Annotated in this window: 12 protein-coding genes; 7 read left to right on the forward strand and 5 right to left on the reverse strand. The window is 71.2% G+C overall.

Features of this window, described 5'->3' with window-relative positions; translation table 11 throughout:
* The first annotated feature begins 1 nt into the window (after position 1).
* Positions 2 to 643: a histidine phosphatase family protein gene (locus tag FY549_RS07595; RefSeq protein WP_149084501.1), complete on the forward strand. Its 642-nt coding sequence runs from the start codon at positions 2 to 4 to the stop codon at positions 641 to 643.
* Positions 644 to 704: 61 nt separating this feature from the next.
* Here the strand turns inward: FY549_RS07595 and FY549_RS07600 are convergent, their stop codons facing one another.
* Complete coding sequence (locus tag FY549_RS07600; protein WP_149084502.1) at positions 705 to 1,598, reverse strand: NAD(P)/FAD-dependent oxidoreductase; 894 nt, start codon at positions 1,596 to 1,598, stop codon at positions 705 to 707.
* Positions 1,599 to 1,653: 55 nt separating this feature from the next.
* Here FY549_RS07600 and FY549_RS07605 point away from each other — a divergent pair, with 55 nt between their 5' ends.
* The 5 genes from FY549_RS07605 to ccsB are packed head-to-tail and all read left to right on the forward strand — an operon-like array spanning position 1,654 to position 6,335.
* On the forward strand, positions 1,654 to 2,058 hold the full coding sequence (locus FY549_RS07605; RefSeq protein ID WP_149084503.1) for a MerR family transcriptional regulator: 405 nt from the start codon (positions 1,654 to 1,656) through the stop codon (positions 2,056 to 2,058).
* 54 nt (positions 2,059 to 2,112) lie between these two features.
* Complete coding sequence (locus tag FY549_RS07610) at positions 2,113 to 2,763, forward strand: TlpA family protein disulfide reductase (protein WP_149084504.1); 651 nt, start codon at positions 2,113 to 2,115, stop codon at positions 2,761 to 2,763.
* Positions 2,764 to 2,779: 16 nt separating this feature from the next.
* Positions 2,780 to 3,547, forward strand: coding sequence for a cytochrome c biogenesis CcdA family protein (locus tag FY549_RS07615; protein WP_149084505.1), 768 nt, complete (start codon positions 2,780 to 2,782; stop codon positions 3,545 to 3,547).
* Positions 3,548 to 3,563: 16 nt separating this feature from the next.
* Positions 3,564 to 5,345, forward strand: coding sequence for a cytochrome c biogenesis protein ResB (locus tag FY549_RS07620; RefSeq protein ID WP_149084506.1), 1,782 nt, complete (start codon positions 3,564 to 3,566; stop codon positions 5,343 to 5,345).
* Between the two features lie 9 nt (positions 5,346 to 5,354).
* Positions 5,355 to 6,335 (forward strand): c-type cytochrome biogenesis protein CcsB, encoded by a 981-nt coding sequence (gene ccsB, locus FY549_RS07625; RefSeq protein ID WP_149084507.1) that lies wholly within the window; start codon positions 5,355 to 5,357, stop codon positions 6,333 to 6,335.
* 18 nt (positions 6,336 to 6,353) lie between these two features.
* Here ccsB and FY549_RS07630 read toward each other — a convergent pair whose 3' ends face one another.
* The 3 genes from FY549_RS07630 to FY549_RS07640 form a co-directional block, all read right to left on the reverse strand.
* The gene (locus FY549_RS07630; protein ID WP_259614071.1) at positions 6,354 to 6,944 is read right to left on the reverse strand and encodes a 2'-5' RNA ligase family protein; all 591 of its coding nucleotides are present in this window, start codon (positions 6,942 to 6,944) and stop codon (positions 6,354 to 6,356) included.
* Positions 6,945 to 7,067: 123 nt separating this feature from the next.
* On the reverse strand, positions 7,068 to 9,035 hold the full coding sequence (locus FY549_RS07635) for a YhgE/Pip family protein (RefSeq protein WP_149084508.1): 1,968 nt from the start codon (positions 9,033 to 9,035) through the stop codon (positions 7,068 to 7,070).
* Positions 9,032 to 11,797 carry an MMPL family transporter gene (locus FY549_RS07640; RefSeq protein ID WP_149084509.1) on the reverse strand — a complete coding sequence of 922 codons (2,766 nt, stop codon included), beginning with the start codon at positions 11,795 to 11,797 and terminating at the stop codon, positions 9,032 to 9,034. The genes FY549_RS07635 and FY549_RS07640 overlap by 4 nt, the downstream gene beginning before the upstream one ends.
* 130 nt (positions 11,798 to 11,927) lie before the next feature.
* Between FY549_RS07640 and FY549_RS07645 the strand changes: the two genes are divergently transcribed.
* On the forward strand, positions 11,928 to 12,554 hold the full coding sequence (locus tag FY549_RS07645) for a TetR/AcrR family transcriptional regulator (RefSeq protein ID WP_149084510.1): 627 nt from the start codon (positions 11,928 to 11,930) through the stop codon (positions 12,552 to 12,554).
* Here FY549_RS07645 and FY549_RS07650 read toward each other — a convergent pair.
* Positions 12,551 to 13,537 carry an o-succinylbenzoate synthase gene (locus FY549_RS07650; RefSeq protein WP_149084511.1) on the reverse strand — a complete coding sequence of 329 codons (987 nt, stop codon included), beginning with the start codon at positions 13,535 to 13,537 and terminating at the stop codon, positions 12,551 to 12,553. The two genes, FY549_RS07645 and FY549_RS07650, sit on opposite strands and share 4 nt — an antisense overlap.
* Between the last annotated feature and the right edge of the window lie 34 nt (positions 13,538 to 13,571).

The following is a 13,571-nucleotide window of genomic DNA, read 5'->3' on the forward strand; positions in this document are numbered from 1 at the left end:
CGTGGCGGCATCACTTCTGCACCTCGTCCGCCACGGGGAGGTGCACAATCCGTCCCGCGTGCTCTACGGACGGCTGCCCGACTACCACCTCAGTACCGCGGGGGAGGAGATGGCCCTGGCGGCGGCGGAGCACGTGGCGGGACTCGGCGATCCGGTGACCGCGCTGTTCGCGTCGCCCCTGGAGCGCGCGCAGGAGTCTGCCGCCCCGTTCGCGGAGGTGTTCGACCTCGAACCCGAGACCGACATCCGCCTGATCGAGCCGACGAACGTGTTCGAGGGCACCCGGATGCGGCGGTCGCTGATGAATCCGTTGAACTGGTGGCACCTCCGGCAGCCCTCGCTGCCGAGCTGGGGTGAGCCGTACGCGTCGATCGCGGAGCGCATGCTCGGCGTCATGGACGAGGCGTGGACGGTCGCGGCCGAGACCCGGACCGCGGGGGACATCGTGATGGTGTCGCATCAGGCACCGATCTGGATCACGCACCTGCGCGTCGCCGGTCTGCCGCTGCAGCACGATCCCCGCACACGCCGCTGCGCGCTGTCGAGTGTGACTTCGTTCGAGCGCGTGGGCGACGTCTGGCGCGAGGTCTCGTACGCCGAGCCCGCCGCGACGGGCGGCGCTGTCGACGTCGGGGCCGTCTGACGCTCCTTCGCATCGCCAGACGGGTCCCATCCCCGACCGGGGAATCCTCGCGCGATCCGAGTCAGAGGGACTGCAGCACCCCCACCGCGGCGACCTGTCCCGCGGCGGCGGCGAGCAGGACCGAGGCCATCGGGCCGGGGAGCGTCGCGCGATGGGCGAGGTCGCCCGCGGCGAAGACCCCCGGAAGCGACGTCCTCCCGAACTCGTCGATCTCGATCGACCCCGACTCCAGGAGCCGCAGCCCGAGGTCTACGGCGAAGGGCGCCCGGTGCCGCATCGTGCCGGAGGCCACGAACACGCCCGCGACGTCGAGCGTGCCCTCGGCGCTCTGCACCCGCACCCCGTCCGCGTGCGCCGCGACGGCCTCGACCGGTGCCGTCGCCACCCGCACCCCGAGGTTCTCCAGTGCGACACGCTCCTCCTCGGCGAACGGTCCTCCCACCGGGACCACCGTGATGTCGCCGACGATACGGCCCAGCAGCGCGATCAGATGGGTCGCCCGCGGGGCCGCCCCGAGGATCGCGATCGGCTTCCCCGCGTGCTCGTGCCCATCGCAGAACGGGCAGCTGAAGACACGGACGCCCCACAGCTCCGCGAGACCAGGAACCGACGGAAGGTCGTCCGCGACACCGGTCGCGAGGATCACTCGCCACGCCTGAGCGACGGACCCGTCCGCGAGGTCCACGGAGAACCCGCGCTCCGGGTCGCCGGAGATGCGGTGTGCCGCGACGTCCCGCACCGTCACGTCCGCATAGGCCGCGAGCTCCACCCGTGCCTGTGCGCGGAGGTCCGCCGGGGCCTTCCCGTCCGCGCCGATCATGTTGTGCATGTGCTGCACCGTGCCGTTCCGGTACTCGCCGGAGTCCAGCAGGAGCACCGGTCGATGCATCCGGCCGAGCGTCAGTGCCGCCTGGAGCCCGGCGGGGCCGGCGCCGATCACGATCGCATCGTGCATGGGGTTTCCCTTCTCGCGTCTTGTGTTCGGATCCAGTCTGTGACTTCATGTCAACATGAAGTCAAGCGACCCGCACCCCTGGTCCGTCGGCGAGGTCGCCGCGCGGTTCGATCTCCCCACGAACGTCCTGCGGCACTGGGAGGCGGTCGGTCTACTGCGGCCGCCCCGCGACCCTGCCGGTCGGCGACGCTACGGCGAGGACGAGGTCGTGCGCATCGCCGTCATCCAGCGCAGCAAGGCCGCCGGCATGAGCCTCGACCAGATCGCGGTGCTCCTCGACGACGGGAATGCCGGTCGCCACCAGGTGCTGCAGGAGCATCTCGATGACCTCGACCGGCGCATGGAGGAGATGCGGCGATCGCGGGAGATGACCGAGCATGCCATGGGCTGTCGCGCGCACGACATCGCGACCTGTCCGCGCTTCCGGGCGGGTGTCGACGACGTGCTCGCCCGCTTCTGATCCCCCCGGGGGTACCCGGCCGATGCATAGGAAGCTCTGCGTAAACTCGGAGTCGTGTCCCGCGATTCCAGGATTCATCCGATCCGCAGCGGCCGCCCCTCCCGTCTCCGGCCCCTCGGCCGCCTGGGCGGAGCCGCGCTCGCTGCGGTGCTCGCCGTCGGTCTGAGCGCCTGTGCTCCCGACGCGGTGAGCGAGTCTTTCCTCAGTGGCGACAACACCGGGTACGTCGCGGCCGACGGTGCGATCGTCGAGATCCCGGTCGCCGAGCGCGGTGAGCCGGTGGAGTTCAGCGGCGTCACGGAGCACGGCGAGGACTTCGACAGCGCCGACATCGCCGGCAAGGTCGCCGTGGTCAACTTCTGGTACGCCGGCTGCGCACCGTGCCGTGTCGAGGCCCCCGACCTGGAGGCCGTCTGGCAGGAGAACCGCGCCGAGGGCGTGCAGTTCATCGGCATCAACACGAGGGATCAGCCCGACACGGCGGTCGCCTTCGCCGAGGAACTCGGCGTGACCTACCCGAGCCTCATCGACGTCGACACGGCCCAGGCCAAGCTCGCCTTCGCCAAGGTCGTGCCGATCTCGGCCACCCCCACCACGCTCGTGCTCGACAAGCAGGGTCGCGTCGCCGCGAAGATCATCGGTCCGATCGACGGCACCTCCGTCCTCTCCACGCTCGTCAAGGACGCGCTCGCGGAGGACTTGTGATGTCTGCGGGGGCACCGTGAACCCCGAAGCGATCATCGGCTCCGGCGCCCTCTGGATCGCGATCCCGGTGGCGATGCTGGCCGGACTCGTCTCGTTCCTCTCGCCGTGCGTGCTCCCGCTCGTGCCCGGCTACCTCGGCTTCCTCGGCGGAGCCGTGGCGCCGCGGGAATCGACCACGACAGGCGACGGCGGCACGAGGACCGCGACCCGCAGCCGCCTCGTCCTCGGGGTGCTGCTGTTCATCCTCGGGTTCACCGTCGTGTTCATCCTCTACACGGTCCTCGGCGGCACAGCCGGCGTCTTCCTGCTCCAGTGGGGCGACCTCATCACCCGCATCCTCGGCGTGGTCGTCATCGCGATGGGTCTGGTCTTCCTCGGACTGTTCGGCTTCGCGCAGCGAGAGCTCCGCTTCCACGTGGACTCCAAGGCAGGGATGGTCGGAGCTCCCCTCCTCGGCGTCGCGCTCGGCATCGGGTGGGCGCCCTGCATGGGGCCGACCCTCGCCGCCATCCTCGCGCTCTCGTTCAACGCGGGCGACCCGGTGCGCGCGGGCTTCCTCGGCCTGGCGTACTCCCTCGGCCTGGGCATCCCGTTCCTCCTCGTCGCGCTCGGCTTCGGCTGGGCGACGAAGGCGATCGGCTTCCTGCGCCGCCACATCCGGGTCGTCAACATCGTCGGCGGCGTGCTGCTGATCCTCCTCGGCGTCCTGATGGTCACCGGCCTGTGGACCGACATCATGTCGCGGCTGACGGCGGTGATCGGCAGTGTCATCCTCCCGCTCTGACCGCTCCGAGACGACCATGACGAAGAACAAGGGTTCCGTGACCAACGACTCCAGCGATCCGCTCCGCCCGTCCGATCACGTCGACGGCGACGACACGATCACCCAGCCGCGCCTCGGCTTCGTGGGCTGGCTGCGATGGGGGTGGCGTCAGCTCACCTCGATGCGCACCGCGCTCATCCTGCTGCTCGTCCTGGCGATCGCCGCCATCCCCGGCTCGATCTTCCCCCAGCGCATGGCCGATCCGAACGGCGTGACGCAGTGGGAGCGCGACAACCCCGACCTGTTCCCGGTCCTCGACGCGCTCAAGCTCTTCGACGTGTACCTGTCGCCGTGGTTCTCGGCGATCTACCTGCTCCTGTTCACCTCGCTGGTCGGCTGCGTCATCCCGCGGATCAAGCACCACGCCAAGGCGCTGCGGGCTCGCCCGCCGCGCACGCCAGCCCGCCTGCGCCGCCTCGAGGACTACCGCGCCGTCACCCGCGACACGGTCGCCGGGTCCGGGACGGGCACCGGGGACGCCGACGCGGAGGCCGCTGCGTCGATCGACGTCGCCACGAAGCAGCTCAAGGCGCTCGGCTATCGGGTCGAGCGCTACGACCGGGGTCGCACGTACTCGGTGTCCGCGGAGCGCGGCTACTCGCGGGAGACGGGCAACCTGCTCTTCCACCTCGCCCTCGTCGGCGTGCTCGTCACGATCGGCGTGGGGGGCGGCTTCGCCTACACCGGTCAGCGCGTGCTCGTCGAGGGGGAGACCTTCGCCAACACGCTCCTCGACTACGACTCCATGAACCGTGGACGCTTCGTCGGCGACGATGCCTTCGCGCCCTACTCGATGCGGCTCGACTCGTTCGACGTGACCTATCAGCCGTTCGGCGAGCCCGGTTCCGGCCAGGCGGGCGACTTCTCGGCGAACATGACCATCCAGGAGAACGGCGAGGAGCGTGAGGGTGCCGTCAAGGTCAACGAGCCGTTGAGCGTCGCCGACGACGACGTGTTCCTGCTCGGCAACGGCTACGCGCCGACGGTGACCGTGCGCGACCCCGAGGGTAACGTCGTATTCCGCAACAGCACGCCGTTCCTCCCGCAGGACAACAACATGACCTCGCTCGGCGTGCTCAAGGTGCCGGACGGACTCGCCGAGCAGGTGGGCCTGGTCGGGTTCTTCTACCCGACCACGGGCGTTCTCGACACGGGGGCCTTCTTCTCCGCGTACCCCGACCTCACGAACCCGACGCTCACGCTCGACGTGTACACCGGCGACCTCGGGATCAACGACGGCGTGCCCCGTTCCGTGTACGTGCTCGACACCTCCGACATGACGAAGCTCACCGGACGCAGCACCGACGTCGAGTCCATCGAGCTGTCCCCGGGCGAAACCGCGCAGCTGCCGAACGGCCTGGGCTCGGTGACCTTCGACGACGAGTCCCCGGAGGGTGCCACCGACGCGTCCGAGTCCGTCAAGCGCTTCGCCTCCCTCCAGATCCACCGCGACGAGTCCGGGGTGTTCGTGCTCGGATTCGCGCTGCTGGCTCTCGGCGGACTCATGCTCGCCCTCTTCGTGCCGCGTCGGCGCGTGTGGGTGAAGGCGACCGCCGCCGACGGCGCGATCGACCTCGAATACGCGGCCCTGGCTCGCGGCGAGGACCCGACGCTCGCCCGCGCCGTGGACGACATCCGCGCCGGTCACACCCGGCTGCTCGACGCTGCGGGAGGCACGACCGCCCGCACCCCTGATGATGCCGACGAGGACTCCGCGGACGCCGCCGCGGGCCCGGCGGCCACGGCACCCGGAAAGTAGACTGACACCATGCTCGAGCTCAACGTGATCTCGCCGGTCCTGCTCTGGACGGCGATCGCGATCTACGCGGCGGCCTTCGTGGCCTACGCCTTCGATCTCGCGCGCCGCTCCCAGGCGACGGCTGACGCCCACACCGTTCGCGAAGGCGAGCTCGTCGCCGCCGGTCGGGTCGGCGTCGCCTCCGCGCCCGTCGACGCGACCGGGACCCCTTCGCCGACGCCGCAGCGCTTCGTCATGGCGCGGATCGGTACCTCGCTCACCGTCCTCGGGTTCGTGTTCCACCTCGCGGCCACCGTGACGCGCGGCATCGCCGCCGGTCGGGTTCCGTGGGCGAACCTGTACGAGTTCGGCATGGTCGGCACGCTGCTCATCATCGCCGTCTACCTCGCGGTGCTCACCCGCCTCGATCTGCGGTTCCTGGGCACGTTCATCACCGGCCTCGTCGTGGTGCTCCTCGGCCTCGGGGCGACGAACTTCTACGTCGAGGTCTCCCCGCTGATGGACCCGCTCAAGAGCGTGTGGCTCATCATCCACGTGTTCGTCGCCTCGCTCGCCACGGCCTTCTTCGCGCTGGCCTTCGCGCTCTCCGTGATCCAGCTCCTGCAGGCTCGGCGCGAGCGTCTGATCGGGGAAGGGGCGGCGAAGACCGGCCCCGGCTTCCTGCGCACGTTCCCGCCCGCGGAGCGCCTGGAGAGCCTGGCATACCTCTTCACGATCATCGGTTTCATCCTCTGGACCTTCACGCTCATCGCCGGGTCCATCTGGGCGTACTACGCGTGGAGCCGCTTCTGGGGCTTCGACGTGAAGGAGACCTGGACCTTCGTGATCTGGGTGCTCTACGCCGGCTACATCCACGCGCGAGCGACCCGCGGCTGGCGCGGCAACCCCTCGGCCTGGCTCTCGATCGTGGGCTTCACGGCCGTGATCTTCAACTTCACCATCGTCAACGTCTTCTTCAAGGGGCTGCACGCCTACTCCGGCCTGAGCTGAGCCCACCGAGACGGAGCGTCAGGCGCCGAGGGGGATGACCTCGGCATGCTCGACGCCGCCCTCGTACCAGACGAACTCGGCCTCGGTGACGACCTCCGTCGGCGCGGGTGTGAGCGGACGGACTTCGGTGGCGGCGAGCTGCTGCCATGTCTCGGGATCCAGCGTCTTGCCGTAGAGCACCGAGAGGTGGAAGGTCCAGTCCTCGACGGAGAGCTCATCGAGGCGGCGGAAGTCCGTCGGCCGGAGCGCCTCCGTCAGCGAGGCGTACGCGTGCACGAGGGCGGGCGTGCGGGCGAGGCGCACGATCACGATCTGCCACGGCGCGGGGAAGACGTCCACGGCGTCGGCGGTGAGTTCGAGAGGACCCTGTTCCGCGGCCCAGGCGCGGATCACGGCTCGCAGCTCCTCACGATGCTCCGGCTCGAAGAAGCCGCGAAGCGTCACGTGCTCCGTGTGCGGATGCCGGAGCGGCGTGTCCAGACGACCGAGCGCAGCCTCCTGGATCGCCCGGTATTCCGCGGCGACGGCCCCGGTCGGCCGGAGCACGAGATACTGCTGCCCGTCGAGGCCCGCGAGCTGGTCCGGAGTGTCCATGAACGGTCGGCGCATGCCACGAGGGTACGGGGTGCCGTCGTCCGGCCCGTGCACAACTCCGGAGAGCGGACACGACACGCCGCCGAAGCGGGGTGCCGGCGGGGTGTCGGCTGCGATCTCCGGAGTTGTGCGCGGGGGTCAGGCGGTGACGACAGCATGGGCGGTGGTCGTACGGCGGACCGCGACGACCACCGTCGTGGCGACGAGCGACAGCACGCCCCAGACGACGAGGGCGGCGACGGCTGCCCCGCTCGCGCTGACGAGACCCGCGAAGGCGGGAGCGGTCGGCAGGGCGCCCCCGATGCTCGCGAGCCAGTCGGGCACGGTCGAGATCAGCCCGGTCGCCACGGCGATGACGCCGACCAGCGCGGCGATCCAGCGGCCGACGCCGCCGAACACGGCCACGAGGGCCTGATTCACGGCCGCGAACACCACCGCCGCGAGGACGGCGGTGCCGGCGAACGCCCACCAGGTCGCCGCGTCGTAGTCGGCAACGGTCTGCACGATGAGGGAGACGAGCAGGCCCTGCGCCGCACCGATCGCCGCGGCCGGCCAGAACCCGCGGAGGGTGAGGGCGGCCGACGACCGACGGGACGTGAGCGTCCGCGCGGTGTGCGCCCGCAGGACGAGGAACGACGCGAGACCGCCGAACCACAGCACCACCGCGGTGAGCAGCGGGATCGCGGTGGGACCGAAGAGCGAGCCCATGGAGGAGTCGGTCGACACCGGATCGGCGATGACCGACGCCAGCGACGTCGACTCCTCGTCGCTGAAGGACGGAAGGGAGTCCGCCGCGGTGCGCAGCCCGCCCGCGAGGTCGCCGGTGCCGGTCGCGAGCGCGTCGAGGCCGGTGGCGAGTTCGGTGCTGCCGTCGGCGAGCTGGGTCGCGCCGTCGGCGAGCTGCGTCGCGCCGGACGACAGCGCCCGCGCTCCCGCCGCGGACTGATCCACGCCCTCGGCCGCGAGGCGGTTGAGCCCGCCGGCGAGCTCGGACGCCCCCGTACCCGCTTCGCTGAGCTGCGTGGCCAGTGTCGAGAACGACCCGGGGAGCGCGGCCACCCCCTCGGCGACCTGCTTGTCGTTGAGGATGCCGGAGGCGGTTCCGGCCGACGTGGCCGCTGCCGCCGCCTGCGAGGCGAGGCCAGAGAGCTGCCCGCACTCCGGCGACTCGGGATCGGCGGCGCACGCAGTGGCCGCCATCGCCCCGAGACCCTGTGCGACCGCGGCCGAGTCCGCCGCGGCCGACTTCGCCGACGCGCCCGCCGACTGGATGCCGCTCGTCAGCTGCTGCACGCCGGCGACCCGACCCTGGAGCTCGGTCGCCCCCGAGGTGAGTCCCGCTCCGAGAGTGCCGGCGCCGGTCGCGGCCTGCCGGGTCTGCGCCGCGATGGTGTCGAGGCCGGACGCGAGAGTGGAGGCCCCGGTGCCCAACTCCCCGGCACCCGCGGCGAGCTGCGTCGCGCCGTCCGGGAGTGCCGCGGCGCCGGTGGCCGCGTCGCGGGTGCCCTGCGCCACCTCGAGCGCCCCGTCGGCCGCGTCGCCGATCTGGTCGCCGATGGTGGTGAAGCCGACGAGGATGTTCTCGGTCGTGGCCTCGGACAGCATGGTGCCGAGCGTCGAGGCCGCCACATCGGCGATCTGCCCCGTGATGAGGTCGTCCGCCACGAGACCGTCGTCGGGCGTCGTCACCTGGATCGTCGCCTGCTGCGGGTCCCCGCCGCCGTCTGCGACCGCCTGGCCCGCGGAGGTCGCGGCGGCCGAGAAGTCCTCGGGGATCGTGATGACGGCCTGGTACGAGCCGTCCGCGAGCCCGTCGGCGGCGTCCTCCTCGTTGGAGATGACCCAGGTGAGGTTCGAGTCGAGGTCGTCCGAGCCCTCGACGAGTCCCGAGGCGAGCTGCCGCCCGAGGGGAGTGGTCTGACCGTCGATCTCGACGGGTTCGTCGAGGTTGACGATGGCCGCGGTCATGGAGTCGAGACGCTCGGTCGGGTTGTAGAGCGCCGCCATCAGGATGCCGCCGACCGCCGCCGGCAGCAGCAGCACGCCGAGGATCGTGAGCCAGGTGATGGGCTTGCGCGAGCGGGCGCGCTCGAGGGGGAGAGTCATGCGGGCACCTCGGTGGTTTCTGCGGCGCTCGGGCGGGGCGCACGCGTGTCGATGGCGTCGGCGGACGGCCATCCGGCGTCCGCGAGGAGGGAGCGGGCCGCGTCGGCATCGGCGGCGGTGGCGAAGACGGCGAGGTCGCGGCGGGACTTCGCGTCGCGCAGCATCGCGGTGACCTGGTCGCGCTCGCCGCCGCGGAGCCGGTCAGCGCCGTCGATCACGACGAGCTCGGAGCGACCGCGCAGGGCTTCGCGGAGGTCGGCGAGGACGGATCCGTCGTCGGCGAGCACGCAGCCCACGTGGGAGCGGACCCAGGCCGCGCGACCGGGCAGCAGGTGCCCGACGACGCGGAGGCGTCCGTCGATCGGTGCGATCCGGGCGCCGACGGTGAGTGCGAGGGCACGCAGCGTTGCGGCGTCCGCGCCGCTGGCGACCAGAGCCGCGCCGGGCGCGAGTCGCAGCGACAGGCCCTGGAGCGCACACGCGCCGGTGCCGAGTTCCAGGTCGTCGGCCGCGACGAGCGACCCGTCGCCGGGCCACGCCTCGAGGTGCCGTTCCCGTTCCACCGCCTCGCCCTCGATGTCCACGCGAGGGAGGATCCGCTCCAACCACGACGGGATCTCCCACGCGCGTTCGCCGAGGATCGCCATCAGCGCCGGGATCAGGGTCATCCGCACGAGGAAGGCGTCGAAGGCGATGCCGGCGGCGAGTCCGAGCGCGATGGGCTTGAGTGAGGAGTCGCCCTCCGGCACGAACGCGACGAACACCGCGAACATGATGAGGCCGGCCGCCGTGACGACCTTGGCCGACCCGGTGAAGCCGCTTCGCACGGCACGCAGAGCGGCGGCACGCCGGGTGGCGCGGTCGCCCGCGCCCTGGCGGAGGGCGGGGTCATGCACGAAGTCCTCCCGCATGCGCGACACGAGGAACACCTGGTAGTCCATCGCCAGCCCGAACAGCACGCCCATGAGGATGATCGGCATGAAGCTGATGATCGGTCCGACCTTCGCGACGTGCAGGAGGTCGGCGAACCAGCCCCACTCGAAGACCGCCCCGACGACGCCGAAGGCGGCGACGATCGACAGCAGGTAGCCGGCCGCAGCAGTGATCGGCACCCACAGGGAGCGGAACACGATGGTGAGGAGGATGAGCGAGAGGCCGATCACGAAGATCCCGAACGGCAGCAGTGCGGCTCCGAGCTGATCCGAGATGTCGATCCCGACGGCGGTGAAGCCGGTGACCTTGAGGTCGATGCCGAACTCCTCCAGCCATTCGTCGTGGTGGCTGCGGAGCTCGCGCACGAGGTCGGCCGTCGCCGGGTCGTCCGGGGCGGTCTCCGGGATGATCTGCACGATGCCGGTGTCGGCCGTTTCGTTCGGCGTGGCGAGGGCGACCTCCTTCACCCCGGGAACCTCGGCCACGGCGTCTCCGAGGTCTTCCATGAGGCCGAGGGGATCGGTCGAGGTGACGATCGTCCCGGTGAGGATGAGAGGCCCGTTGAAGCCGGGGCCGAACTGCTCGCCGACCATGTCGTAGTTCTGGCGGGCCTCGGAGTCCTTCGGGAGGACACCGGCGTTCGGCAGGGCGAGGTCGAGGCTGAGGGCGGGGACGGCGACGATGCCGAGGCCGAGGACGACCGCGAGGGAGACGAGGACGGGGTGCTTCGTCACGCCCTCCACCCACCGACGGCTGCCGCGGGGCCGGGAGACGGCCGCCTTCCGTGATCCCCTCGCACGCTTCGGCCGTCCGGCCACGCGCCCCTTGAGGAAGCCGAGAAGAGCGGGGGTCAGGGTGACGGCGATGGCGACGGCGACCGCGACCGCCACCGACGCGGCGACGCCCATGGTGGTGAGGAACGGGATCCCGGCGAAGCCGAGGCCGATCAGCGCGATGAGCACGGTGACGCCCGCGAAGACGACCGCCGACCCGGCCGTGCCCACCGCGCGGGCGGCCGACTCCTCGGGTTCCACGCCGTCGCGGACCTGGTCCTGGTGGCGCGCGACGATGAAGAGGGCGTAGTCGATGCCGACGGCCAGCCCGAGCATGAGGGCGAGCAGGGGCGTGGTGGAGGAGACGGTCGTGAACGCTGTCGCGGTGAAGATTCCGGCCATCGAGATGCCGACGCCGAGGATCGCGGTGAGCAGGGGGAGGCCCGCGACCACGAACGAGCGGAAGGTGACGATGAGGACGAGGAGGGCGATGAGCAGGCCGACCGCCTCGGTGAGCGTGACGCCGGGGATCGAGATCGCGAAGAGGTCGCCGCCGAGCGAGGCCTGGGCGCCGTCCGGGAGCTGACCGGCGAGGTCGTCGACCGCCGTTCGCAGGGCGTCCTTCGTCTCCTCGGAGACGTCGGTGGACTCCCCGTCGAACTGCAGGCGCACGATGGCCGCCGTGTCGTCGTCGTTGATCATGCCGTTGACCATCTCGTCGTACGGCGAGGTGGCGGCGAGGACCTCGTCGAGGTCGCCGAGCTCGGACACGGCGTCCTCGATCGGCTCGCGGTACTCGTCATCCGTGATGCGGTCGCCGTCTGCGGCCACGACGATGAACTGTGCGTTGGTACCGCTCACCTGGGGGAAGGAGCGCGAGAGCTGTTCCAGGCCCGCCTGGGATTCGGTCCCGGGAATGGAGAACGTGTTGTCGGTGCCCGCGCCGAGGACCACGGCTCCTGCTCCGGCGATGCCGAGGGCGAGGAGCCACGAGACGAGGACGCGCCACGGGTGACGGAAGGACCAGCGTCCGAGGGACGAGAGGAGTGTGGACACGCGAATCTCCGTGAGGGTGCCGGGTGGATACACAGGTGTATCCGATACATAGATGTATCGTAAGGTCGGTCATCATCCGGATGCTGTGCGCCGGGTGTGAATCGCCGAGAGGGAAGGCCAGGAGGTTCCGATGTCGTCACCCGCCACCCGCAGCCGCGAGAACACGAAGGCCCGCCTGCTCGAGGCGGCCGCGCAGGTGTTCGCCGAGGCCGGTCTGGACGGCGCCTCGGTCGAGGCCGTCTGCGAGCGCGCCGGCTTCACCCGCGGAGCGTTCTACTCGAACTTCGAGTCGAAGGACGAGCTGTTCCTGACTCTCGCGGCCGGTGTCGCGGACGCCAGGGTGGCGGCTGTGCGGACCCGCGTCGAGCAGATGCGGGCCGACGGGGAGCTCGCGGAGGACTGCGATCCCGCCGACCTCGTCCAGCAGATCATGGAGCTCGGCAGCGACGACCGCCTTGGCGTGATGCTGATGAGCGAGATCCGCATCCGCGCGCTGCGGGATCCGCAGTTCGGGGAGGCCTACCTCGCGCAGGAGCGCGAGATGGTGGCGAGCATCGCGCGCATCGTGGAGGACATCGTGGAGGCTGCGGGCACGCTGCGTCTGCGGCTACCCGCCACCGATGCCGCACGCATGCTCATGATCCTCTGGGAGGGCATGACCGTGCGCGGTGCCATGGCGGGTCGTGACGACGCGGCGCTGCGGCACTCCGGCGGCGAAGAGCTCGGGCGCCTGGTCGAACTCCTCGTCGAGTCCTAGGCGCCGCGGGCCGCGAGCAGCTCGTGGTGGCAGCGCGCCAGGCGGGCCAGCCACCACTCGCGGCGTTCATCGGCGGCGGCGAGGCGCGTGAGGGCCACCGGGCTCGGCGACACGCGTCCTACCGGGATCGTGCCGTCGATGGGGCGGAGGTCGGCGACATCGTCCTGGAACAGGGACGCTGTGCCCAAGCCGCAGTCGTAGTCGAGGGTCGGAAGCGCGGCAGCCAGGGCGGCCCCCTGCGACAGCCCGACCGCGGTATCCAGCGCGCTGGAGACCACGGCGGGCAGACCGGCCGCCGTGACGACCTGCAAGGCGTGAGTGACCCCGCCGAGCGGCTGCGCCTTGATGACCACGATGTCCGCCGCTCCCGCGCGCGCCACGGCGAGGGGGTCGCCGGACTTCCGGATGCTCTCGTCCGCCGCGACCGGGATGTCCATGTAGGCGATCCGCCGCCGCAGCTCGACGAGCTCGGGCACCGACGCGCACGGCTGCTCGACGTACTCCAGGTCGAACGGGGCGAGGGCGTGCACGGCGTGCTCGGCCTCGTCGACGTTCCACAGGCCGTTCGCGTCGACCCGGATGCGGCCCTCCGCCCCGAGGGCTTCCCGGACGGCGCGCACCCTGTCGACATCGTCCGCCAGCACCTGCCCGGGCTCGGCGACCTTCACCTTCGCGGTCCGGCATCCGGAGAAGCGCGCCAGGACCTCGGGCACGCGCGCGGCCTCGACGGCCGGCACGGTGGCGTTGACGCCCACGCGGTCGCGCACCGGGGCGGGCTGCGGCGCGTAGGCGAAGTCGATCGCCGCGGCGAGCCAGGTCGCGGCCTCCGCGTCGTCGTACTCGAGGAACGGCGAGAACTCGGCCCAGCCCTCGGGGCCCTCGAACAGCAGAGCCTCTCGCGTGTCGACACCGCGGAAGCGGGTCTGCATCGGCAGCGCGACGACGCGGGCGGACTCGAGCAGTTCCGTGACGGCGGGGATCATGACCCCATTGTGCGCCACGACGGAGGCGATGAGG

Source organism: Microbacterium sp. 1S1, from assembly GCF_008271365.1.
Classification (GTDB): domain Bacteria; phylum Actinomycetota; class Actinomycetes; order Actinomycetales; family Microbacteriaceae; genus Microbacterium.

Coding starts and splice junctions, on each gene's coding strand:
- FY549_RS07600 (WP_149084502.1), bottom strand. CDS start 1,598: ATGCACGATGCGATCGTGATCGGCGCCGGCCCCGCCGGGCTCCAGGCG.
- FY549_RS07605 (WP_149084503.1), top strand. CDS start 1,654: ATGAAGTCAAGCGACCCGCACCCCTGGTCCGTCGGCGAGGTCGCCGCG.
- FY549_RS07620 (WP_149084506.1), top strand. CDS start 3,564: ATGACGAAGAACAAGGGTTCCGTGACCAACGACTCCAGCGATCCGCTC.
- ccsB (WP_149084507.1), top strand. CDS start 5,355: ATGCTCGAGCTCAACGTGATCTCGCCGGTCCTGCTCTGGACGGCGATC.
- FY549_RS07630 (WP_259614071.1), bottom strand. CDS start 6,944: ATGCGCCGACCGTTCATGGACACTCCGGACCAGCTCGCGGGCCTCGAC.
- FY549_RS07635 (WP_149084508.1), bottom strand. CDS start 9,035: ATGACTCTCCCCCTCGAGCGCGCCCGCTCGCGCAAGCCCATCACCTGG.
- FY549_RS07645 (WP_149084510.1), top strand. CDS start 11,928: ATGTCGTCACCCGCCACCCGCAGCCGCGAGAACACGAAGGCCCGCCTG.
- FY549_RS07650 (WP_149084511.1), bottom strand. CDS start 13,537: ATGATCCCCGCCGTCACGGAACTGCTCGAGTCCGCCCGCGTCGTCGCG.